19 protein-coding genes are annotated in these 21,812 nt (G+C 71.7%); 5 read left to right on the top strand and 14 right to left on the bottom strand.

Translation table 11 applies throughout. The features are described 5' to 3' along the window. Positions 1 to 109: 109 nt before the first annotated feature. The 6 genes from CFK39_RS05505 to CFK39_RS05480 form a co-directional block, all read right to left on the bottom strand. Positions 110 to 964, bottom strand: a complete 855-nt coding sequence (locus tag CFK39_RS05505; RefSeq protein WP_089064618.1) for a carbohydrate ABC transporter permease — start codon at positions 962 to 964, stop codon at positions 110 to 112. Beyond that, on the bottom strand, positions 961 to 2,133 hold the full coding sequence (locus tag CFK39_RS05500; protein ID WP_245822930.1) for a carbohydrate ABC transporter permease: 1,173 nt from the start codon (positions 2,131 to 2,133) through the stop codon (positions 961 to 963). Before CFK39_RS05500 ends, CFK39_RS05505 begins: the two co-directional genes overlap by 4 nt. Further along, positions 2,121 to 3,467 (bottom strand): ABC transporter substrate-binding protein, encoded by a 1,347-nt coding sequence (locus CFK39_RS05495; RefSeq protein ID WP_089064616.1) that lies wholly within the window; start codon positions 3,465 to 3,467, stop codon positions 2,121 to 2,123. The genes CFK39_RS05500 and CFK39_RS05495 overlap by 13 nt, the downstream gene beginning before the upstream one ends. A gap of 237 nt (positions 3,468 to 3,704) precedes the next feature. After that, complete coding sequence (gene topA / locus CFK39_RS05490; RefSeq protein WP_089064615.1) at positions 3,705 to 6,449, bottom strand: type I DNA topoisomerase; 2,745 nt, start codon at positions 6,447 to 6,449, stop codon at positions 3,705 to 3,707. Positions 6,450 to 6,551: 102 nt separating this feature from the next. Next, positions 6,552 to 7,505, bottom strand: coding sequence for a phosphatase PAP2 family protein (locus CFK39_RS05485; protein ID WP_245822929.1), 954 nt, complete (start codon positions 7,503 to 7,505; stop codon positions 6,552 to 6,554). Next, on the bottom strand, positions 7,502 to 9,082 hold the full coding sequence (locus CFK39_RS05480) for a DUF7059 domain-containing protein (RefSeq protein WP_089064614.1): 1,581 nt from the start codon (positions 9,080 to 9,082) through the stop codon (positions 7,502 to 7,504). The genes CFK39_RS05485 and CFK39_RS05480 overlap by 4 nt, the downstream gene beginning before the upstream one ends. A 103-nt stretch (positions 9,083 to 9,185) precedes the next feature. Here CFK39_RS05480 and CFK39_RS05475 point away from each other — a divergent pair, with 103 nt between their 5' ends. Then, positions 9,186 to 11,645 (top strand): DEAD/DEAH box helicase, encoded by a 2,460-nt coding sequence (locus tag CFK39_RS05475; RefSeq protein ID WP_089064613.1) that lies wholly within the window; start codon positions 9,186 to 9,188, stop codon positions 11,643 to 11,645. A gap of 29 nt (positions 11,646 to 11,674) precedes the next feature. Here CFK39_RS05475 and CFK39_RS05470 read toward each other — a convergent pair whose 3' ends face one another. The 7 genes from CFK39_RS05470 to CFK39_RS05440 form a co-directional block, all read right to left on the bottom strand. Then, positions 11,675 to 12,007, bottom strand: a complete 333-nt coding sequence (locus CFK39_RS05470; protein WP_089064612.1) for an Rv3654c family TadE-like protein — start codon at positions 12,005 to 12,007, stop codon at positions 11,675 to 11,677. Beyond that, positions 12,004 to 12,399, bottom strand: coding sequence for a TadE family type IV pilus minor pilin (locus CFK39_RS05465; protein ID WP_089064611.1), 396 nt, complete (start codon positions 12,397 to 12,399; stop codon positions 12,004 to 12,006). Before CFK39_RS05465 ends, CFK39_RS05470 begins: the two co-directional genes overlap by 4 nt. Beyond that, positions 12,399 to 12,599, bottom strand: coding sequence for a DUF4244 domain-containing protein (locus tag CFK39_RS05460; protein WP_089064610.1), 201 nt, complete (start codon positions 12,597 to 12,599; stop codon positions 12,399 to 12,401). The genes CFK39_RS05465 and CFK39_RS05460 overlap by 1 nt, the downstream gene beginning before the upstream one ends. 160 nt (positions 12,600 to 12,759) lie before the next feature. Next, a complete protein-coding gene (locus CFK39_RS05455) occupies positions 12,760 to 13,845 on the bottom strand; it encodes a type II secretion system F family protein (RefSeq protein WP_089064609.1) in 1,086 nt (361 codons plus the stop codon). After that, on the bottom strand, positions 13,842 to 15,086 hold the full coding sequence (locus tag CFK39_RS05450; RefSeq protein ID WP_089064608.1) for a TadA family conjugal transfer-associated ATPase: 1,245 nt from the start codon (positions 15,084 to 15,086) through the stop codon (positions 13,842 to 13,844). The genes CFK39_RS05455 and CFK39_RS05450 overlap by 4 nt, the downstream gene beginning before the upstream one ends. Further along, positions 15,083 to 16,243 (bottom strand): CpaE-like family protein, encoded by a 1,161-nt coding sequence (locus tag CFK39_RS05445; protein ID WP_089064607.1) that lies wholly within the window; start codon positions 16,241 to 16,243, stop codon positions 15,083 to 15,085. The genes CFK39_RS05450 and CFK39_RS05445 overlap by 4 nt, the downstream gene beginning before the upstream one ends. Before the next feature lie 401 nt (positions 16,244 to 16,644). After that, on the bottom strand, positions 16,645 to 17,445 hold the full coding sequence (locus CFK39_RS05440; protein ID WP_089064606.1) for an exodeoxyribonuclease III: 801 nt from the start codon (positions 17,443 to 17,445) through the stop codon (positions 16,645 to 16,647). Between the two features lie 64 nt (positions 17,446 to 17,509). On the opposite strand from CFK39_RS05440, the gene CFK39_RS05435 reads away from it, so the two are divergent. Beyond that, positions 17,510 to 18,358 carry an SDR family NAD(P)-dependent oxidoreductase gene (locus CFK39_RS05435; protein WP_089064605.1) on the top strand — a complete coding sequence of 283 codons (849 nt, stop codon included), beginning with the start codon at positions 17,510 to 17,512 and terminating at the stop codon, positions 18,356 to 18,358. A gap of 122 nt (positions 18,359 to 18,480) precedes the next feature. Next, positions 18,481 to 19,080 (top strand): orotate phosphoribosyltransferase, encoded by a 600-nt coding sequence (locus CFK39_RS05430; protein WP_089064604.1) that lies wholly within the window; start codon positions 18,481 to 18,483, stop codon positions 19,078 to 19,080. Positions 19,081 to 19,119: 39 nt separating this feature from the next. On the opposite strand, the gene ypfJ is transcribed toward CFK39_RS05430, so the two are convergent. Next, positions 19,120 to 20,043 carry a KPN_02809 family neutral zinc metallopeptidase gene (gene ypfJ, locus CFK39_RS05425; protein ID WP_089064603.1) on the bottom strand — a complete coding sequence of 308 codons (924 nt, stop codon included), beginning with the start codon at positions 20,041 to 20,043 and terminating at the stop codon, positions 19,120 to 19,122. 263 nt (positions 20,044 to 20,306) lie between these two features. Between ypfJ and CFK39_RS05420 the strand changes: the two genes are divergently transcribed. Together CFK39_RS05420 and CFK39_RS05415 are read left to right on the top strand one after the other, a co-directional pair. Continuing rightward, positions 20,307 to 20,996, top strand: a complete 690-nt coding sequence (locus CFK39_RS05420; protein ID WP_089064602.1) for a DedA family protein — start codon at positions 20,307 to 20,309, stop codon at positions 20,994 to 20,996. After that, complete coding sequence (locus CFK39_RS05415; protein ID WP_245822928.1) at positions 20,993 to 21,712, top strand: TrmH family RNA methyltransferase; 720 nt, start codon at positions 20,993 to 20,995, stop codon at positions 21,710 to 21,712. Before CFK39_RS05420 ends, CFK39_RS05415 begins: the two co-directional genes overlap by 4 nt. Positions 21,713 to 21,812 lie beyond the last annotated feature (100 nt).

The following is a 21,812-nucleotide window of genomic DNA, read 5'->3' as shown; positions in this document are numbered from 1 at the left end:
GCCCCCGACACCGCGGTGGTGTCGGGGGCGCTGTGGAGGAGGGTCAGCCGTCGGCTGAATCCTGGCCGACCCGTCGGTCGGTCCGTGGATCCGGCCCCGACGGGTTCCGTCAGCCCTTGACCGAGCCCGCGGTCATGCCGCGCACCAGGAAGCGCTGGAGGCCGAAGAACACGAGCATCGGGATCACCATCGAGATGAAGGCGCCTGCGGTCAGGATCTCTGCCCCCTGACCCTGGGTGCCCAGCATCTGCTGCAGGTTCACGATGATCGTCTTGTTCGCCCCGCCGCCCAGGAACAGCTTGGCGATCAGCAGGTCGTTCCATACCCACAGGAACTGCAGGGTGGCGAAGGCGGCGATCGCCGGGGAGGACATCGGCGCGATCAGGCGCCAGAACGTCTGGAAGTGCGAGGCTCCGTCGATCTCTGCGCTCTCCACGACCGAGCCCGGCAGGGTGGTCATGTAGTTGCGCAGGATGTACACGGCCAGCGGCATCCCGAAGCCCGTGTGGAGCATCCATACCGCCAGGAACTGGCCGTTGATGCCCAGGCCGCGCGGGCCCAGCAGGTCCAGCATCGGCTGGAACGCGACCTGGATCGGGACCACCATCAGCGCGACGATGATGATGAACAGCACGTCCTTGCCGGGGAACCGGATGAACGTGAAGGCGTACGCGGCGAAGGCCGCGAACATGATCGGCAGCACCGTCGCCGGCACGGCGACCACCACCGAGTTGATCAGCGAACCGGTCACCGAGGGATCGGTGAGCACCTGGACGTAGTTGTCCCAGGTCCATCCGCCCTCCCACAGTGCTGTCCACCACCCGGTCGAGGCTGCGGCCTCGCGGGTGCGCAGGCTGGTCACCAGCAGACCGATCGTGGGGATCGTCCACAGGATCGCCAGCAGCGGCATCGCGATGATCGCGAGCGGTGAGCGCTTGCGCCCGTCCTTCATGGTGCTGCTCATCGGTTCGCCTCCTGCTGCCTGAAGCTCTTGACCTGGTAGATCAAGATCGGGATCACCAGGATCAGGAGCACGACCACGATGGCCGAGGCCTGACCGGCCTGCTGATCGGTGAACAGCTTCCGGAAGAAGAGGTTCGCGATCACGTCGGTGTCGTACAGACCGTTGGTGGTGACGTAGATCAGGTCGAAGACCTTCAGCACCAGGATCAGCACCGTGATCAGCACCGCCAGGAGAGTGGCCCGCACCTGGGGGAAGATGATCTGCCAGAAGATGCGGATCTCGCTGGCGCCGTCCACGCGCCCGGCCTCGACGGTGTCCTCGGGAACGCCCTTGATCGCCGAGCTGATCAGCACCATGGCGAATCCGGTCTGCAGCCAGATCAGGATCACCATCAGCGCCAGTGAGTTCAGCCGGGCCGTGTCGATCTGGTACCAGGTCCGGGGATCGCCGCCGAGACTGGTGACGACGGCGTTGAGCAGCCCCGTCTGGGCATCCCCCGGCGAGTTGTAGGCGTAGACCAGGCTCCAGATCGTCGCCGCACCCACGAAGCTGATCGCCATCGGCAGGAAGATCATCGACTTCGCGGCATTCTCCCCGGTGGGGGAGAGCTTGTCGGCGAGCACCGCGACGGCGAGGCCGAAGGCGACGGTGACCACCGGGACGATCAGGATCCACAGGAAGTTGTTCAGCAGCGTGGACCAGAAGTGGCCGCTGGTGAAGATGGCCCGATAGTTGTCCAGCCCCACCCAGGCGGTCGAGTCGTCGTTCGCGAACGAGTACACGATCGTCTGCACCGTCGGGAAGAGCAGGAAGACTCCGATCAGGCTGAAGCCCGGCAGCAGGAAGGCATAGGGGATGAGCCCGGCCGAGAACCGTGCGGGGAAGCCCTCGATGCAGATGTTCAGGAACAGGAAGAACACCACCGAGCCGCCGATGCCGAGGAGGAGGCCCAGCACTCCGATCAGGATCTCGGAGTTCGCGAACAGCTCGGGATAGTAGGCGAAGGCGAGGAACGCGTTGCACACGAACCAGGCCGTGACCGCCATGCCGACGGCGCCGACGAGCACGCGTACGGGACGCGCGGTGCCGTGCTTCGGCTCGTCGGCCCCCGCAGTGGCGGGACCCCCCGGACCGTCGTGGGTCTGCACCACGGTGGTCACTTCGGCCACCCGTTCTCGATCTCGTCGCAGACCTCCTGGGAGGTCTTCGTGCCCTGCAGCCACTCGACCATTCCCTTCCAGAAGGAGCCGGAGCCCACGGCCGTCGGCATCAGGTCGGAGCCGTCGTAGCGGAATGCCGCGGCCTCGGAGGCGATCTCGGCGACCTGCCGGGTGATCTCCGAGGAGTAGAGCGACTGGTCGAAGGTGCGGTGGGGGCTGAGCCAGCCGCCGGCCTTCGCCCACTCGCCGCCGAACTCATCGGAGGTCAGGAACTCCATGACCTTCACGGAGTCGTCGTTGAGGGTGAAGAGGGCGGCGAGGTCACCACCTCCCAGGATCGGCTGGCCATCGAACCCGCCCTCCCAGGTGGGCATCGCATACACCCCGACCTCCTCATCCATGTTCTCCTGGACGTCCTCGGGGAAGAAGCCGGTGACGAAGTTGCCCTGACGCACCAGCATCGCCTTGGGCGGATCATCGAACAGCGGCAGCGGGGCCTCGGAGAAGGGCGTGCTGATGATCGTGTCGGTGCCGCCGAGCACGTTGCCCTCTCCCTTCAGCAGCTCGCCGACGAGGTCGAAGACCTCGACGACCTCCTTGGCGTTGAAGGGCATGCGGTGCTTGACCCAGTCGTCGTAGACCACCGGGCCGTGGACCCGGAGCATGAACTCCTCGATCCAGTCGGTGCCCACCCAGCCGGTCGCCTGATCGGCACCCCAGCCGTCGGACCAGGGCGCGATGCCGTCGGCCTTGATCTGGTCCGTGATCTCGTAGAGCTCCTGCATCGTGGCGGGCGCCTCGCCGTAGCCGGCGGCCTCGTACGCCTTCTTCGGGTACCAGATCAGCGACTTGCAGGCCATGCGCATCGGAGCGCCGTAGACCCGTCCCTGGAGGCGGGCCGAGTCCAGGAACCCGGGGATCAGGGTCGAGTTCAGCTGGTCGTAGTCCAGGAACACGTCGATCGGGGTGATCATGCCCTTCCCGGCGAGGTCGAACATGCCTCCCGGCTGGGGGAACAGGGCGATGTCAGGGGCATCGCCGGCACCGGCCCGCTGCTGGATGGTGTTGGTGAAGTCCGAGTCCGGCGTGTACTGGATGGTGATGCCGGAGTCGGCCTCGAAGGCTTCGAACGAGGCCTTGAAAGCGTCCATCTCCTGCCCGCCGAAGGCACCCAGGATGGAGACCGATCCGGGGCCGGGGGTGTCGCCCGGGGTGTATCGCTCGACCGAGCCGCCGCCTCCGCTGCCGGCCGGGTCCGGATTCTGCAGGCATCCGGTCATCCCCAGCGCCGCGGTCGCCGCGGCTCCGGACATGACCGCGCGCCGACTGAGACGTCGAGCCATGATCACTCCTTTGTGAATCGACTATGTACTTCACGTCACACTGTAGGCCCGATCGCTCGTCCGGCCTGCACTTCTTCGGGTTGATGCCGTGTCGTGATCAGAAAAGCGCTTCCCAGCCGCCCACCAGCCGGATCCAGCCGGGACCGGCACGGGAGAGGGCACGGACCACATGGCCCGTGCCCTCTCCCGTGCCGCCTCGCGGAGGCAGGGACCTCGTCGGCGCCCGCGGCGCCGTGCTCACTTCTTCGCGGTGCTCGAGCTCTTCTTCGTCGTCGTGCTCTTCGCCGGGGCCTTCTTGCGCGCGGCGGGGCGCTTGGCGGCCGGCTTCTTGGCCGGGCCCTTGGCGCGCTTCTCCGCGAGCTTCTCGATGGCGATCTGCTCGGAGATCTCCTCGACCTTCTCCGTCGCCCGCAGCGAGACGTTGGTGGCGCCGTCGGTGATGTACGGACCGAAGCGGCCGTCCTTGATCACGATCGGCTTCTCGCTGGTGGGATCCGTGCCGAGCTCCTTCAGCGGGGGCTTGGCGGCGGCCCGGCCGCGGGTCTTGGGCTGGGCGTAGATCTTCTCGGCCTCCTCCATGGTGATCGAGAAGATCTGCTCCTCGGTCTCCAGGGAGCGGGAGTCGGTGCCCTTCTTCATGTACGGGCCGTAGCGGCCGTTCTGGGCAGTGATCTCGGTGCCGTCCTCGGTGGTGCCGACCACGCGCGGCAGGCTCAGCAGCTTCAGCGCGTCCTCGAGAGTGACGGTGGACAGGTCCATCGACTTCAGCAGCGATCCGGTGCGGGGCTTCGGCTGCTTGGACTTGGGCACCTTCTTGCCGCCGGTCTCCTCCGGAGCGGGCAGGACCTCGGTGACGTAGGGACCGTAGCGGCCGTCCTTGGCGACGATCTCGTGCCCGGAGTCGGGATCGGTGCCCAGCACGCGACCGTCGTCCTTGGCCCGCTCGAGCATCTCCTTCGCCTTCTCGACGGTCAGCTCATCGGGCGCGATCTCGTCGGAGACGTTCGCGCGGCGCGGATCGACGCCCTCGACCGGGGTGCCGTCCTCGTTCCGGGTGAACTGCTCGACGTAGGCGCCGTAGCGGCCCACCCGCAGGGTGATGCCCTCGCCGATCTCGATCGAGTTGATCGCGCGGGCATCGATCTCGCCGAGGTCGTCGACCATGGGCTTCAGCCCGATCGGGCCGTCGGTGCCATCGGAGAGATAGAACTTCTTCAGGTAGTCCGCACGCGCCAGGTCGCCCTGGGCCATGCGGTCCAGCTGCTGCTCCATCTGTGCGGTGAAGTCGTAGTCGATGAACGGCCCGAAGTGCTCCTCGAGCAGGCGCACCACCGCGAAGGCGGTCCAGCTGGGCACCAGCGCGGTGCCCCGCCGCAGCACATAGCCGCGGTCCTGCACGGTCGCGACCGTGGAGGCGTAGGTGGAGGGACGGCCGATGCCGCGGTCCTCCAGCGCGCGCACCAGCGAGGCCTCCGTGAACCGCGGGGGAGGGGTGGTGGAGTGGCCGTCCGGGGTGAGCTCGCGGGTAACGAGCTGCTGCCCCTCCTCCATCTGCGGCAGGCGCTTGTCGCTGCCCTTGTCGTCATCGTCCTTGTAGCGGGCGGCGTCGCGCCCTTCCTCGTATGCGGCGAGGAAGCCGCGGAAGGTGATCACGGTGCCGGCGGCGCGGAACGTCGCGGCGCGCCCCGCGGCCTCCAGCAGCAGCTCGACGGTGGAGGTGGTGCCCTTGGCGTCGGCCATCTGGGAGGCGATGGTGCGCTTCCAGATCAGCTCGTAGAGGCGGAACTCGTCGCCCGCGAGCTGGCCGGCCACCTCGGCGGGGGTGCGGAAGTGGTCGCCAGCGGGGCGGATCGCCTCGTGCGCCTCCTGCGCGGCCTGTGACTTGTTCTGGTAGTAGCGCGGCTTGTCGGGCACGTACTGGTCGCCGTAGAGCTCGGCGGCCTGGGCCCGGGAGGCGCGGATCGCCTCGCCGGAGAGCGTGACCGAGTCGGTACGCATGTACGTGATGAAGCCGTTCTCGTACAGCGACTGCGCCACCCGCATCGCCTGGCGGGCGCCGAGCCGCAGCTTGCGCGAGGCCTCCTGCTGGAGCGAGGAGGTGGTGAACGGCGCTGCGGGCCGCCGGGTGTACGGCTTGGACTCCAGCGAGGTCACGGTCGCGGGGGCGTCGCCGAGCACCTCGACCAGGGTCTTCGTGGACTCCTCGGTGAGGACGGTGGCGTTCTTCGAGCGCGGCTTCAGGGAGCCGTCGTCGGCGAAGTCGGAGCCGGTGGCGACGCGGGCGCCGTCGACGGTGGCGATCTTGGCGGTGAAGCGGGTGCTGTCCGCGCCGCCCTCGGCGGCGAAGGCACCGGTGATGTCCCAGTAGTCCGCGGCGACGAAGGCCATCCGCTCGCGCTCGCGCTCGACCACCAGACGGGTGGCGACGGACTGCACGCGACCGGCCGACAGCGACGGCTTGATCTTGCGCCACAGCACCGGGGAGAGCTCGAAGCCCACCAGGCGGTCCAGGATGCGGCGGGTCTCCTGCGCATCGACCAGGCTCGCGTCGATGTCGCGGGTGTTCTCCAGCGCCGCCCGGATCGCGTCCTTGGTGATCTCGTGGAAGACCATGCGCTTGACCGGCAGGGACTTCTTGGGCTTGAGGGTCTCCAGCAGATGCCAGGCGATCGCCTCGCCCTCGCGGTCCTCATCCGTGGCGAGATAGAGGGTGTCGGCGTCCTTGAGGGCCTTCTTCAGCTCCGCGACGGTCTTCTTCTTGTCGGGGCTGACGATGTAATAGGGGTCGAAGTCGTTCTCGACATCGACACCGAACCGGCCGTAGGGGCCCTTCTTCATCTCTGCGGGCAGGTCACGAGGCACCGGGATGTCACGGATATGGCCCACCGACGCTTTGACGTCGTACTCGTCTCCGAGATACCGGCCGATGGTCCGCGCCTTCGCCGGGGACTCGACGATCACCAGATGTCGTCCGCCAGTCACGTTGCTGTGTCCTTCCTCGCCGCGTCATCTCGCGGCCCGTCTGCCATGGCCGAATGCCGTAGTCCAGGATGAACCGGACGCTTCAGGACGCTCGGCGATTGCTCACGGTACACGGTCCGCCGGGCGTGCCCGATGTGACGTCGGCACGCGCAGCAGGAGCGTCAGCGCCAACCAGACCGCGGTGCCGCCACCGATCAGGGCGGCGGTGACGAGGAAGGCCGGCAGCTGCTGGGCGGCGTCGTGGAGGACCAGCGGGCGCGGCAGGGAGAGCAGCCCCAACCCGCCCCAGGCGAGCCCGGCCACACCGATGAGAACGAGGAGGATGGCCATCACCCGCTCGGCGGGGCGGTGACGGAGCCGGGCCCCAGGGGCGTATCCCTTGACGCCGCGCCGGCGTCGCCCGTGGCCGGGCCGGGCGGCGTCCCGGGCCCGGCGGCGGCGGGAATGCAGCCCGTCGACGGCGAGGATCAGGAAGGTCCACGCTGCGACGATGGTGATCGCGCCGATCACGTCGCTGGGGCGATGCCAGCCGACCACCAGCGTGCCGAGCCCGGCGGCCGTGGCCCACGCCGCCCCCAGCGGGGCGAGCACCACCCGGGCCCGGCCCCCGGCCAGCACCAGCGCGATCATCGCGGTCGCCGCGAGGGTGGTGTGCCCGGAGGGGAAGGAGTTGGGGGTGATCTCGATCCCCGGCGCCAGCGACTCCCGGGCGACCAGCACGCGCTTGATCACCTGGGTGGTCAGGTTCGCGCCGAGCACGAGCGTGCCGATCGGCAGCAGCAGTCCCGGGCGGCGCCGCAGCAGCACCAGCACCACTGCGAGCACCAGCAGCGCTGCGATCACCGGGATGCTGACGGTCCCCACCGCGATCTCGGCATAGTGGGACAGCCGCCCGTCGTGCTCCCTCGCCCCGGAGGCGACCAGCTGGTCCAGGCGCTGCCCGCTCGCGGTGCCGACGGCCATGCGGGCCAGGCCCACGACCGCCAGCGCGCACACCGCCGCGGTGAGCAGGGACAGCAGCGGACGGGCGAGCCCGTCCCCGCGCCCGACGCTCACAGGGTCGCCATCCCGGTGAGGATCAGCTCGCGCACGGCCGGCAGCACCCGCTCCAGGGTCTTGCCCTCGTCCGCATCGGTGAGGGCGCAGACGGCCCCGACCACCTGTCCGAGGGTGAGGGTGCCGTCCAGTGCGCCGACGGTGGCCGCCAGCTGCTGGTCGGCGCGCACCCTCCGCGCGAACCCGGCGCCCTGGACCAGCTCGATCAGCATCGGATCCCACTGGCCGGGGGTGAGATGGCGGCGCTCGACCAGATCATCGGCCCGCACCGGCCGGGCCGCGGCGAGGGCCGCGTCATCCAGCTGCGCGAGCGTCTCCATCGCGTCCAGGGAGGCGGCGAGATGAGGGGCGAGCGCGCCGCTGCCGGTGCCGGGGACCTGCTCGGTGCGCAACCGGCCGGGCCGCGACGCCGCACCGGGCGGACGCGCCGCCGGATCCGGTCGTCGCAGCAGCAGATAGCCGAAACCGAGCTGCTCCACCTCGCGCTGGGCGAAGTCCTCGAGCCAGGCCCCGACCAGGGTGGCCCATTCCGGGTCACGATCGGTGATCCCGCCGTCACGCACCCAGGTCTCCGCGTACTGCGCCGGGTCCTCCTGCTCGCGCTGGAGCACCCAGGCATCGACCCCGTCGTCGAGGGCATCCTGCACCCAGGCGCGGGGGTGGGCGTCCCAGGCGGCGGGATCGGTGATCTCCCAGTTCCCGAGCATCACGGCGCTGCCGCCGGGGGCGAGGTGGGCGGGCAGGGCGCGCACCAGCTCGGCCAGCAGGGCGTCACCGGCCCGGCCTCCGTCACGATAGGTCCAGGTGGTCGTCCCCTCCCCGGCCTGGCGCGGCGTGATCACGAACGGCGGGTTGGAGATGATCAGGTCGAAGCTCTCCCCGGCCACCGGTTCCAGCAGTGAGCCCTGCCGCAGCTCGATCTCGATGCCGTTCAGCGCCGCGTTGAAGGCGGCGACGGCCAGGGCGCGCTCGGAGAGGTCGGTGGCGACCACGCGCTCGGCGTGGCGGGAGGCGTGCAGCGCCTGGATCCCACCGCCGCAGCCGAGATCCAGCACCGTCCCGACAGAGGCACGCGGGGTGATCCGGGCCAGGGTGAGCGAGGCGCCCCCCACCCCGAGCACGTGCTCAGGGCCGAGCGGCCTGCCGGTCGCGAGCTCCGAGAGGTCCGAGGCGATCCACCAGTGGATCTGCCCGGCGTCATCGCTCGCCGAGTACGGTGCCAGCTCCAGCAGGGCGCGCACCGCGCCGTCGGCGTCCGCCATGGGGACGGGCTCCACCAGCCCCAGCCGCATCGCGCCGTCGACGCCGAGCGAGGGCAGGGCGGTCTCGACCTGGGGGCGCGGCAATGCCGCGCCGAGCGTGAACAGGCGCAGCAGCACGGCCGCCGACTCCTCCCGAGCCGTCAGCACACGGTCGGCAGGCACCGGGTTCATGCGACGCAGCGCATCGGCCGCGACCGGCCCGAGCAGCTGCTCGATCGTCGAGGTCAGGTAGGAGGCCGCCGCGAGGTCCGCGCGCAGAGCGGCGATCTCCTCGGGCAGCACCTGTGGGGGCCCGGTCGGGCTGTCGGTGGACATGGCTACGATTGTGCATCAGCCATCTGGGCCGATGCCGGAGATCAGGTGGAGCACATGTGCAGGCCCTGTGGGCGGGGTCGGCAGGGAAGAGAGGCGGGTGAGGATGCGAGCAGGCCGGGCACCGGAGCTCCTCACCGACCTCACCGCACCGCTGACCCGTCGCACCTGCCTGACCCATGTGGAGCACCGCCCCGCCCGGGCCGGCCGTCGCGGCAGCTTCCCGGACTGGACCGATCCGCGCCTGGTGACGCATCTCGCGCAGCGCGGCATCACCGCCCCCTGGATCCACCAGGAGCAGGCGGCGCAGCGTGCCCACGACGGACAGGACGTGGTGCTCGCCACCGCCACCGCCTCCGGGAAGTCCCTGGCCTACCTGCTGCCCGTGCTGACCGCGATCGGTGCCCGGGAGCACGATCCGGAGGCGCGCCGGGCGACCGCGCTGTACCTGTCCCCGACGAAGGCGCTGGCCGCGGACCAGCTGACCAACATCACCGCGATGGCCGACGGCGCCGGGATCCGAGACGCCCGCATCGCGGTCTACGACGGGGACACCCCCACGGAGCAGCGCCGCTGGGTGCGCCGCCACGGCACGGTGGTGCTCACCAATCCCGACATGCTCCACTTCGGGATCCTGCCCGGCCACGAGCAGTGGGCCCACTTCTTCCGTGCCCTGCGCTATGTGGTGATCGACGAGTGCCACAGCTACCGGGGCGTGTTCGGCAGCCATGTCTCCATGGTGATCCGGCGGCTGCGCCGGATCGCGGCGCACTACCGGGCCGAGCCCACGTTCATCCTCGCCTCCGCCACCACTGCGAACCCGGAGCTGTCTGCCTCACGGCTGATCGGCCGGGACGTCGAGGCGGTCACCGAGGACGGCTCCCCACGCGCCGGGCTCACGATCGGGCTGTGGGAGCCGGGCACCCGCACCCGGGTCGACGGCCGCGGGGACCCGGCCCGCTGGGCCGACGGCGAGGCGGCCGACGCCGCCGGCCACCGCGACGGAGACCTGGACGAGGAGGATGGTGAGGGCGCCTCCCCGCAGCGCACCGAGGACCCGCTGCGCCGTTCCGCGACCAGCGAGGCCGGGGCGCTGCTCGCCGACCTCGTCGAACGGGACGTGCAGACCCTCGTCTTCGCCCGCTCCCGCCGCGGCGCCGAGCTGGTCGCCGGCGGGGCGCGCCGGCTGCTGGAGCAGAAGGCCGAGCAGACGGCCTCTCCCCAGCTCGCGGACCGGGCGAGCCGGATCGCCGCCTATCGCGGCGGCTACCTGGCCCGGGAGCGGCGGCAGCTCGAGGACGCGCTGCGCTCCGGGGAGCTGCAGGCACTGGCCTCGACCAACGCCCTGGAGCTCGGGATCGACATCGCCGGGCTGGATGCGGTGGTGGTCGCCGGCTGGCCCGGCACCCGCGCCTCGCTGTGGCAGCAGTTCGGCCGGGCCGGGCGGCGGCAGGACGCGGACGGCGGAGCACTCGCGCTCTTCGTGGCGAGGGAGGATCCGCTGGACACCTATGTGGTCCACCATCCCGAGACGATCTTCGGCGCCGAGGTCGAGGCGTCCGTGTTCGACCCCGGGAACCCGTACGTGATGACCCCGCACCTGTGCGCCGCCGCCTCCGAGCTGGCGATCCGCGACGGCGAGGAGGAGATCTTCGGGCCCACCGCACGGGAGCTGCTGGGGACCCTGGCCGCCCGCGGGGTGCTGCGCTCGCGGGCCACCGGCTGGTACTGGACGCTGAGCGACTCCGCGCATCAGCTCACCGACCTGCGCGGCAGCGGCGGGGAGCCGGTGCGGATCGTCGAGCAGACCAGCGGCGTGCTGCTGGGCACCGTCGACGCCGCGAGCGCCCACACCCAGGTCCATGACGGCGCCGTCTATCTCCACCAGGGCACGAACTATGTGGTGGACCGTCTCGACGTCGACCAGGCGGTCGCCTTCGTGCACCGGGAGGACCCGCTGCACAGCACCCATCCGCAGACCGCCTCGACGCTGCGGATCCGGCAGATCGACCGCGAGGTCGACTGGGAGGGCGGCGTCCAGCTGTGCTTCGGCACCGTGGACGTCACCGACCAGGTCACCGGCTACCAGGTCCGCGACGTGTTCACCCAGGCGGTCCTGGCCCAGCATCCGCTGGACCTGCCGCCGCGCACCCTGACCACCAAGGCGGTGTGGTGGGTGATCCCGCAGGAGACCGCCGATGGTGCGGAGATCCCCGGGGAAGAGCTGCCCGGAGCGCTGCACGCCGCCGAGCATGCCGCGATCTCGATGCTGCCCCTGCTGGCGACCTGCGACCGCTGGGACATCGGCGGGCTCTCGGCCGCCCAGCACGAGGACACCGGGGCGCCGACGATCTTCGTCTACGACGGGGCGCCGGGCGGGGCCGGCTTCGCCGAGCGCGGGGCCGACGACGCCGCGGCCTGGGTGCGGGCCACCGCCGACATGATCGGTGAATGCGGCTGCGAGGCGGGCTGCCCCGCCTGTGTGGTCTCCCCGAAGTGCGGCAACGGCAACGAACCGCTGTCCAAGGCGCAGGCGGTGACCCTGCTGGGGCTGCTGCGACCCTGAGCGGTGACTCCTGCGCGGAGCGTGAGCCCTCAGGGCAGCTCCGACGGGCCCGGGCCGGCACGAGAGCGCGCCGTCATCGCCGGCAGCGGGGAGGCCTCCACCTCGACGGTGACCAGCACGTCCCAGCCGCGCTGCTCGCACAGCAGCAGCCGGGCGCGGTTGCGGGCGGCGACCTCGGCGGCGAGGCCGCAGGGGTGGGGATGGGCCACAGCCACCGCGTCCGCGGCGGCCAGCGACGCCAGATCCGCGGCGGTCGCAGCCCGGGACTGGGCGATCAGCCCGGTGCCCAGCAGGGACAGGCCCGCCACCGCTGTGGTGGCGGCCCCGGTCCAGGCCAGCACCGAGGCGGCACCGGTGCTCACGGCGCACCGCCGGTGAGCAGCTGGGGTTCGCGCCGTGCCTCCGCCTCGGCGCTGAGCGTCCAACGGGCTCCGAGCAGCGGACCGGCCGGCGCCTCCAGGGTGCGGCGCACCTCGACCCGCACCCACGGACCGACGACCGACGTGGTCACCTCGGTGCCCTCGCCGCCGATCTGCTCGGCGACGGCGACGGCCGCCGCGGGGTCCTCGCCGCGGGCGAGCTCTCGGGCGGCGCCGCGGGCCGCGCTCTCGAGCCGCAGCTGGGTGCCGAGGCCCGCCCCGGTCAGCAGCACCACGAGCACCATCACCACCACCACGGGCAGCACGATCGCGGTCTCCGCGGTGGCGGACCCCCGGTCGTCCCCGAACAGGGACGACCGGGCGGACCGCGGCATCACAGCCCCTTGGACAGGGCTGAGGTGATGATGGCCATCAGCAGTTCACGCACCTCCCCGGACGCCAGCAGGGCGACCAGGACGGCGGCGAAGCCGCAGGCGGCGAGCACCGTGATGGCGTACTCGGCGGTCGAGGCGCCGGTCTCGTCGCGCAGTGCGTGATCGAGGGTGCGGCGCATCCGGTACAGGGTGTGGGACATGGGGTCCTCCTCCTTCTCGTCGGCGGAGAGCTCTCCGCCAGGGAGCGCGGCCGGAGCCGCTGGGGCCGCGGCGGCGGTCGCCGCGACGGGTGGCAGCCGTAGCCGCCGTGCACCGGCCCGGGAGGGCAGGTGCGCCGGGCAGGGCCCGGTGATCTGGGCCTCACCCCGCGCCGGAGGCGAGGGTGACGGTGCCGCCCAGCAGCGACATCACCGTGGGGATGATCCCGAGGGCGACGAAGGCGGGCAGCAGGGCGAGACCGGTGGGCAGGACCAGGCGGACTGCCAGCTGGGCGGCGAGCACCTCGGCGGCCCGGGCCCGACCCCGCCTGGCGTCGCGGGCGGCGGAGCGCAGCACCCGGGACAGATCGGCACCGGTGCCCTCGGCGAGCACCACGGAGCGGGCCAGCGCACCCAGCTCGGCGGGCAGCACCCGGCCGGCGAGGGAGGCCGGGACCCCGGCCTGGAGGGCGGTGGCGACCCGCTGCAGCGCCGTCGCCTCGTTCCCGGGGGGCAGGGCGTGCCCGACCGCGGCGACGGCACGGGCCAGGGGGAGCCCGGACTCCAGCGCGCCGGCGATCAGCTCGAGCTGCACCGAGGGGTCCACCCGGTGGTGGCGGGGAGGGTCGGCGCGGTGGATGAGCCGGCGCATCCACCACCAGCCGCATCCGGTCAGCACGAGGCCCGCGATGCCGAGCAGGTTCCCGGCCGGGGAGGTCAGCAGCAGTCGCAGCGGATCTCCGCCCAGGAGCATCCCCAGACCGAGCCCGGCCAGGGGCAGGATCAGCAGGATCCGGGCGGTGGAGCGGGGCCCGGCGAAGGCGCTGCGCCGCGCCTGTGCGGCATCGTGCAGATCGCGCAGCGCCTCGGCCAGGTGCTGCAGCATCACGGTGGTCGCAGCGCCCGTCCGCTCGCACACCGTCAGGGCGGTGCTGAGCGAGGAGACCATGTCGGTGCGGCGCAGGTGACCGCCTGCGGCCCGGCGGAGGTCCGCGCCTGCGGCGGCGGCGCGGGCGAGGTCCTGCAGTTCGCCGGCGGGGAGTGACCGGCCGAGCGCACTCCAGGCCTGACGCGGACCGGCCCCGGAGCTGATCACCGTGGCCAGCTGCTCCACCAGGTGCGCCATCTCCAGGGGCCCGGTGCCGGCTCGGCGGGCACGGCGGAGCGGAGCGAGTGCGGGGGAGGGGAGGGGCGGTGGGGTGAGTACCCACAGCGCCACCAGCAGCACAGCGATCGCGAGGGGAATCATGCCGTTCTCCGATGTTCTGGACGTGGTGCGCGGGATCCGCCCGCGTCGGGGCGGCCGGCGGTGACGGGGGCCGAGCGGGCGGAGAGCCGGCCCGCGAGCGCCGCGGCCGCCGGCCCCTCCTCGAGGTGCCCGTCCCGCACTCGCAGCGCCGTCACCGTCTCCAGCAGACCGGTCTCGCCCCGCTGCAGCAGTGCGATCTCCTCGAGAGACCGCACCCCGTGGCGACGGCCCAGGTGGACCACCACCTCCAGTGCGCTCGCGACCTGGGACGCCAGCGCCGCACGGTCGAGGCCGCCGAGGGCTCCCAGCGACTCCAGCCGGGCGGGGACGTCGCCCGCGGTGTTCGCATGGACGGTGCCGCAGCCGCCCTCGTGGCCGGTGTTCAGCGCCTGCAGCAGCTCCCGCAGCTCGCCGCCGCGGCATTCGCCCAGGACGATCCGGTCCGGGCGCATCCGCAGGCTCTGACGCACCAGCGCGGTGAGATCCACGGTGCCGGCACCCTCGCTGTTCGGATGCCGTGACTGCAGGTGGACGACATGAGGGTGGTCCACGGACAGCTCCAGCACGTCCTCGACCACGACGATCCGCTCGGCGGGAGGGACCTGTCCGAGCATCGCCGCGAGCAGGGTCGACTTCCCGGTGCCGGTGCCGCCGGTGACCAGGAACGGCACCCGGGCGGTGATGATCGCCAGCAGAGCCGCCCGGGCGTCGGGGACCAGGGCGCCGAGCTGTTCGAGATCGTCCAGGCCCAGGTGCCGGGCCGCCGGCAGGCGCAGAGAGAGGATCGCGCCGCCCGGGGACAGCGGCGGGAGCACGGCGTGGAAGCGGATGCCGGAGGGCAGGTGCGCATCTGCCCACGGCATCGCGTCATCCAGGCGCCGGCCGCCGACGATCGCGAGCCGGACAGCCAGGTCCCGTGCCTGGGCGGGCCCGAGCCGGTGAGCAGTGCGGTGCAGGCCCTCTGCGTCGTCCACCCACACCGTGCCGTCGTCGTTGACCAGCAGATCGGTGACGCCGGGTGCGACGAGCACCTGCAGGGGGCCGAGACCGTCCACGTGATCGCGGATCCGGGTGGTCAGCTCGAGCGTCGCCGCCGCGCCCAGCACCCGGCCCTGCTGCCGCAGCACTCGCACGATCCGCGGGACATCCACCGTGCCGGGGGAGCGCACCAGGTCCTCCCGCACCAGCTCGAGGAGGCCGGGGAGGTCCTCGGCCGGCAGGGGTTCCCCCGCGCCGCTCATGCCCGCCCCCCGCCGTCGAGGCTCACCATCAGCTCTCGGGCCGCGCGGTCGGCACCGCGCCGACGCACATCCAGCAGCGGCACGGTGCCGCGTGGGCAGTCGCGGAAGGACGTGGCCAGGGGGAGGGCGAGGTCCTCACAGACCTCACCGGCACCGAGCGGGCCGCTGCGCCGCACCACGGCACGGGCGAGCCCGCTGGGCAGCTGCCAGGCGCGCAGCCTGCGCGCCGCTGCGCGCACGGCATGATCGGTGGCGGGGACGACCACCAGCAGCTGGTGGAGATGCTCGGCCGCGGCAGGGACCAGCGCCGGGCTGAGGTCCACCACCACCGTCCCGCCCAGCACGGACAGCGCCGAGAGCACCGGCGGCAGCGTCTGCTCCGTGGGGCCGGGATCCTCGCCGGCGACCAGCAGCCGCACCTCGTCCACCCCGGGCAGCCCCGCATGCAGCGCCTCCCCGTCGTCGGATCCCAGGGCTGCGGCCTCCCGCCATCTGATCCCCTCCAGCGCCGGGGCCTCGACCAAGAGATCCGCGCCGCCTCCCAGCGGGTCGGCATCGACCAGGGTGATCGGTCCCTGTGCGCGCGCCGCCGCCGCCAGACGGGCTGCGAAGCTCGAAGCGCCCGCCCCGCCGCAGCCGCCGACCACCCCCAGCAGGGTCGCGGTCGAGCGCGGCCGGGCCAGCTCGGCGAGCCGGGACAGCAGCTCGTCCGAACGGCCGGGCAGCGGGAGCACGGCCCGGGCACCGGCGGTGAGCGCCGCCGACCAGACCGCGGCGGGGATATCGGGGGCCTCGGTCACCACCAGCAGGGGAGCGCCGCCGCGGCCGAAGGAGCGACCCCTGGCGGTGAGGTGATCCGTGTCGGTCACGGTGCAGACCGTGGACCCGTCGCCTGATCCGTCGACCAGGTCGAGGCCGACGGCCGTGGCATGGTCCCGGACCAGCTCTCGCAGCACCCCGTCGGCGCCCGCCCAGCAGACCGCCGGACGGTCCGCGGCACCGGGGGCGGAGGCGCCCCGCTCCGGAGCGGGGAAGGAGGAGCGCCGGCGACGGGGCGTGGCGCCCAGGCCGGGTGAGGGCTCGATGGGGACAGCGGTGTCGGCGAGCCCCGGCATACCGTCGTGAGCGGTGGTCGAGGGAGTGATCGTCCTGGTCATACGGCCATCGTGGCCGCGCCGGGTGCGGCAGGACAGGGGCATTCACGCGCGGTGGACAACCCGCTGCTGTGGAGGAACGGTCAACGGGACGAGGGTCCTTGCGCACCCCTCATGAAGCGCGTAGTGTGATCTGCACAACGACGAATACCGGCATCGGAACCCACGTACGACTGGTCCCCGCAACGGACCGGCTGTGAGGCGTCGAAAGCGCCACCGCAGCTATATCGCGTGTACGCCTGATCCCGATGCAGACGGCTCGTCCGGAGCGGCGCCGCGAGAGATCGCGACGCCGCTCCATTCTTTGTGCGCCCGCCCCTTGTGCGCCCGCCCCGCGCGGTCCCGGACGCTCCCTGCAGGCACCCGGAAGCGGCTCCTCCTGGGCTGGGTCCCTGTGGACCGCCTCAGAAGCTCAGATCCACTACGACGGGGGCATGATCCGAGGCGCCCTTGCCCTTGCGCTCCTCGCGGTCGATGAACGACCCGGTCACCGCCGACTCCACCGCAGGTGAGCCGAGCACGAAGTCGATGCGCATCCCCTCCCGCTTGGGGAAGCGCAGCTTCTGGTAGTCCCAGTAGGTGAAGACACCGGGGCCGGGATGATCCCCGCGCACCACATCGGAGAAGCCCGCCTCCACCACCGAGCGGAAGGCGGCCCGCTCGGGCTCGGTGACGTGGGTCTTCCCCTCGAAGAACTCCATGTCCCACACGTCCTCGTCCAGCGGGGCGACGTTGAAGTCGCCGACCAGCGCGACCCGGGCGTCCGGGTCCGCAGCGAGCTCGCGGGCCCCCTCGGCGCGCAGCGCCTCCAGCCAGCGGAGCTTGTAGGCGTAGTGCGGGTGGTCGATCTCGCGGCCGTTGGGGACGTAGAGGGACCAGATCCGCAGGCCGCCTGCGACCACGCCGCCGAGAGCACGCGCCTCGACCATCCCGGTCTCGTCCTCCGGGAAGGTGGGGGCGGCCGGCAGCTCGGTGCGCACATCGGTCAGGCCGACGCGGGAGATCAGCGCCACCCCGTTCCACTGGTTCAGCCCGTGCGCGGCGACCTCGTAGCCCGCGGCCTCCAGAGGGGCGAGGTCGAGCTGTTCGGGCTTGGCCTTGGTCTCCTGCAGGGCCAGCACGTCCACCTCGTGCCGCTCGAGGAAGGCGAGCACCCGATCCATCCGGGCGCGCAGGGAGTTGATGTTCCAGGTCGCGATACGCATGCCCCGATCCTACGGGGGACCAAAGGTGCGCACAGAAATGCTCGGACCGTCGTAAACTCAGGCCATGGCGCGCGCACTCGTCACCGGCTCGACCTCCGGCCTGGGCCTCGAATTCGCCTGGCAGCTGGCCGGGACAGGGCACGACCTCGTGCTGGTCTCCCGCGATGAGGACCGGCTGCGCGCCGTCTCCGCCCAGATCCGCGATGTCCACCGGGTCGAGGTCGAGGTGCTCCCCGCCGACCTCTCGGACCGCGAGGAGCTCGAACAGGTCGCGATCCGGCTGACCGACCCCGTGGATCGTGTCGACCTGCTGGTCAACAATGCCGGGTACGGACTGCGTGGAGGATTCCTCGAGGTCGGCATCGAGGACCACGAGAAGCAGCTGGACACCCTGATGCGAGCGGTGCTGGTGCTCTCCCATGCCGCGGCCCGCACGATGGTCCAGCGTCGTCGCGGCGCGATCCTCAACGTGAGCTCGCTGGCCGGGTACACCACGGCCGGGCCCTATGCGGCCTCGAAGAGCTGGGTGACGGTGTTCACCGAGTCCCTGGCGATGGAGCTCGAGGGCACCGGGGTCAGCGCGACCGCGCTGCTGCCCGGCTTCGTGCAGACGGAGTTCCACGAGCGTGCGGGGATGGCGATGGACGGTCTGCCGCGGATCACCTGGCTGAAGGCCCCCTATGTCGTGGAGCAGGCGCTGAAGGACACGGCCAAGGGCACGGTGCTGTCGATCCCGTCGGTGAAGTACCGCACCGCCGGCGAGGTCTCCCGCATCGCACCGCGGCCGCTGGTGCGTGCGCTCACCTCTCCCGACTGGTATCGCCGCATGAGGGCCCGGTCCGTGCAGCGCTCCCGCCGCAGCGCCTCGCGGCGCAACCTGCGCGCCCCCTGGCAACGGGACGACGACGCATAGACCCGTCGGCGGCCCCGGGGCGACACCCTCGGCCACGGGCCCGGCATCCTGTCGCGGTGCAGTGCGGGCGGGCTTCGTCGGCGCTGGCGAAGTGCCGGGCCGTCGTCCATTATTCTGACCCCATGGCCGACTCCCGCACCGTTCCTGCCCAGTCCCTGTCGATCCAGGAGGCGCGTGAGCGCCTGCGGATCCTGATCCGGGATCTCGCCGTGGTCCGCGGCCACGTCGTGCTGTCCTCGGGCGCCGAGGCCGACCACTACGTCGACCTGCGTCGCATCACCCTCCATCACGAAGCCGCCCCGCTGGTGGGGCGCGTGATGCTCGACCTGCTGCGCCGCGAGGGACTGGTCCCCGGGGTCGAGGCCGTGGGCGGGCTGACCCTGGGCGCCGACCCGGTGGCGACCTCGATCCTGCACGCCTCCGCGGCCGACGAGGCCCTCGCGAGCCTGGACGCCTTCGTGGTGCGCAAGGCCAACAAGGCCCACGGCCTGCAGCGACGTATCGAAGGGCCGGATGTGACCGGTCGCCGGGTGGTCGCGGTCGAGGACACCTCCACCACCGGCGGCAGCGTCCTGACCGCCTGCGAGGCCCTCACCGAGGGCGGTGCCGACATCGCCGCGGTGGCCGTGATCGTCCACCGCTCCGACGCCTCCCGCGAGGCCGTCGAGGCCGCCGGATACCGTTACCTCTCCGCGTTCGACATCTCCGAGCTGGAGATCTGAGCACCTTCTCCTGCGCCGGGCCGCTCCTCTGCCCGGAGATCACACCTGATCCGCGGAGAAGGTGTCGCAGGCCTGCACCGTGCCGTGCTGGTAGCCGGTGGTGAACCATGCCCCGCGCTGCGCGGAGGAGCCGTGGGTCCAGGTCTCCGGCCTTACCTGCCCACCGGCGACATCGCCTTGGATATGGTCATCGCCCACCGCGCTCGCCGCGGACAGCGCAGAGGAGATGTCCCGCTCCGTCAGCGGGGCGAGCATCGCGTTGCCGTCCTCGTCGACCGTGTTCGCGGCGTGATGCGCCCATACCCCGGCGTAGCAGTCCGCCTGCAGCTCGAGCCGGACCGCATCGGACTGCGGCCCGGTCTGCGAGCGGTCGGCGTCCCGCATCGTGCCGGAGAGATGCTGGATGTGGTGTCCGTACTCGTGGGCGACCACGTACATCTTCGCCAGCTGCCCGCCGTCGGCGCCGTACCGGCCCGACAGCTCGTCGAAGAAGGCGATGTCGACGTAGATGGTCGCGTCCGCGGGGCAGTAGAAGGGGCCGACATCGGTGGTCGCGCCGCCGCAGCCCGTCTGCACGGAACCATCGAACACCCTGCCCTGCGGCTCGACGAACTGGATACCTGCCGCAGGAGCGAGCTGGGACCACAGCGAATCACTGGATTCGATGGTGGCCTGCACCAGGCAGTCGTCCTGCTCGTTGGCGTCCGCGCCGTCCAGGCAATGCTCCAAGGAGCCGCCCTCGGCGACCGGACCCTGCGGAGTCGTCGTGCCGCCGCCGAGCAGGTCCAGCGGGTTTCCGCCCATCAGCGCGTAGATCACCACGATCACCAGCAGCAGGCAACCACCGCCGCCGCCGATCTTCAGGCCGCGAGCGCGGCCACCCCGCGGCGACCGGGCGCCGCCTCCGTGCCCCGCGGCGGAGACGTTGTCGGAACGGATCTCCGCATCCGGGTTGAAGGTCATGCCCTCAGAATAGCCTTGGATCACGCCGTGAGCAGGAGGAACGGGCAGAGTGAAGGTCCTGGGGACGAGACCGTCCGGTCGTCTCTGGAGCAGTCGTCGACGCCTACGATGGGACGCGGACCCGAACCTCACCGGATCGGCGTCCTGAGGGGCTGCCCCAGCGGCATGCACGCCCTGAGCGGCGTGCCGAGCTCCACCACCGCGCACGTCCACCAGGGTGCAAGCCCACCGACCCCCAAGCCCGCATCGCGCGAGGAGCCAGAATGAACATCGTCGACTGGGCGGTCGAGACCATGGACAGCTTCGGGGCCTTCGGCGTCTTCGCGCTGATCTTCCTCGAGAACCTGTTCCCCCCGATCCCCTCCGAGGTGATCCTGCCGCTGGCCGGGGTGGCGGCCGCGGGGCCGCACCACTCCTTCTGGGCGATGCTGCTGGCCTCCGTCATGGGCTCAGTCGTCGGTGCCTGGCTGCTGTACGGCCTGGGCCGCCTGCTGGGGCCAAAGCGACTGCGATCGATCGTGATCCGCCTGCCGCTGGTGCACGTCGAGGACTACGACAAGTCCGTCGACTTCATGGACCGCCACGGCTACAAGGCGATCTTCTTCGCCCGCTTCGTCCCCGGGATCCGCTCCCTGATCTCGATCCCCGCAGGCCTGTACGCGATGCCGATCGGGATGTTCACCCTGCTCACCGCCGCCGGCAGCGCGATCTGGAACACGATCTTCCTGACCATCGGGTTCTACATGGGCAGCAACTGGACGGTGATCGAGCCGTACACCGGCATCTTCTCCAAGGTCGCCTACGCGCTCATCGCACTGCTGATCGCGGTGTTCCTGATCCGGCTGATCGTGCGCGAGGCCAAGCGCCGCGCTCTCGGCCTGCCCGACCCCGACCAGCAGCACCTCGACGAGCGCGAGGCAGGGAGCATCGACGAGCAGGGGGAGCAGCGATGACCACTCCTGCTGATGACCGCACAGCGTCCCGGGACGTTGCCGGCGCTCCCCGGGCAGCTGCCGCGGACGGACCCCGTCCGGCCGCCGCAGATGCTCCCCGCCAGGTCGGAGTCGGTCCCCATCCCGAGCCGTGGCCGGCGGATCCTCGCCTGGACCCGGAGCTGCTGGCCGCCGGCGACCGCCGCAATGTCGAGGACCGCTTCCGGTACTGGCACCGGGAGGCGATCATCGCCGAGCTCGACGAGCACCGCCACGACCTGCACGTCGCGATCGAGAACCTCGAGCATGACGCGAACATCGGCTCGGTGGTGCGCACGGCGAACGCCTTCGCCGTCGGCGCCTTCCACATCGTCGGCCGACGCCGCTGGAACCGCCGCGGCGCCATGGTCACCGACCGCTACCAGCACGAGATCCACCACCCCGAGGCCGCGCACCTGATCGCCTGGGCCCGCGAGCGGGGCCGCCCGCTCGTCGCCATCGACCTGGTCGACGGGGCGCAGCCGATCGAGCGCACTTCTCTGCCGCGCAACGCCGTGCTGGTGGTGGGGCAGGAGGGCCCCGGCGTGAGCGCGGAGATCCTCGCCGCCGCGGACCTCGTCGTCGGCATCACCCAGTTCGGCTCCACCCGCTCGATCAACGTCGCCGCAGCGGCCGCGATCGCGATGCACAGCTGGATCCTGCAGCACGCCGAGGTGCCTCCCGGGCCGCTGCGCTGAGCACGGCGTCCACGGGGGACCTCCGGCAGGTGGCCGTCAGGGTCGCTGTGGAACAATGGGTCCGATCGGACGGCCCTGCGCGGTGCACCTCACCGCCGGC

Source organism: Brachybacterium avium (genome assembly GCF_002216795.1).
Classification (GTDB): Bacteria; Actinomycetota; Actinomycetes; order Actinomycetales; family Dermabacteraceae; genus Brachybacterium; species Brachybacterium avium.
Note: the sequence above shows the minus strand (reverse complement) of the source record. Positions and strands in the feature narration are given on the sequence as shown.

Excerpts from the sequence above, each read along its gene's own strand:
- CFK39_RS05415 (WP_245822928.1), top strand. The coding sequence starts at position 20,993 with ATGACCACTCCTGCTGATGACCGCACAGCGTCCCGGGACGTTGCCGGC.
- CFK39_RS05495 (WP_089064616.1), bottom strand. The coding sequence starts at position 3,467 with ATGGCTCGACGTCTCAGTCGGCGCGCGGTCATGTCCGGAGCCGCGGCG.
- CFK39_RS05455 (WP_089064609.1), bottom strand. The coding sequence starts at position 13,845 with ATGATTCCCCTCGCGATCGCTGTGCTGCTGGTGGCGCTGTGGGTACTC.
- CFK39_RS05460 (WP_089064610.1), bottom strand. The coding sequence starts at position 12,599 with ATGTCCCACACCCTGTACCGGATGCGCCGCACCCTCGATCACGCACTG.
- CFK39_RS05440 (WP_089064606.1), bottom strand. The coding sequence starts at position 17,445 with ATGCGTATCGCGACCTGGAACATCAACTCCCTGCGCGCCCGGATGGAT.
- CFK39_RS05430 (WP_089064604.1), top strand. The coding sequence starts at position 18,481 with ATGGCCGACTCCCGCACCGTTCCTGCCCAGTCCCTGTCGATCCAGGAG.
- CFK39_RS05445 (WP_089064607.1), bottom strand. The coding sequence starts at position 16,243 with ATGACCAGGACGATCACTCCCTCGACCACCGCTCACGACGGTATGCCG.
- CFK39_RS05465 (WP_089064611.1), bottom strand. The coding sequence starts at position 12,399 with ATGCCGCGGTCCGCCCGGTCGTCCCTGTTCGGGGACGACCGGGGGTCC.
- CFK39_RS05435 (WP_089064605.1), top strand. The coding sequence starts at position 17,510 with ATGGCGCGCGCACTCGTCACCGGCTCGACCTCCGGCCTGGGCCTCGAA.
- CFK39_RS05450 (WP_089064608.1), bottom strand. The coding sequence starts at position 15,086 with ATGAGCGGCGCGGGGGAACCCCTGCCGGCCGAGGACCTCCCCGGCCTC.
- CFK39_RS05480 (WP_089064614.1), bottom strand. The coding sequence starts at position 9,082 with ATGTCCACCGACAGCCCGACCGGGCCCCCACAGGTGCTGCCCGAGGAG.
- CFK39_RS05475 (WP_089064613.1), top strand. The coding sequence starts at position 9,186 with ATGCGAGCAGGCCGGGCACCGGAGCTCCTCACCGACCTCACCGCACCG.
- CFK39_RS05505 (WP_089064618.1), bottom strand. The coding sequence starts at position 964 with ATGAGCAGCACCATGAAGGACGGGCGCAAGCGCTCACCGCTCGCGATC.
- CFK39_RS05420 (WP_089064602.1), top strand. The coding sequence starts at position 20,307 with ATGAACATCGTCGACTGGGCGGTCGAGACCATGGACAGCTTCGGGGCC.
- ypfJ (WP_089064603.1), bottom strand. The coding sequence starts at position 20,043 with ATGACCTTCAACCCGGATGCGGAGATCCGTTCCGACAACGTCTCCGCC.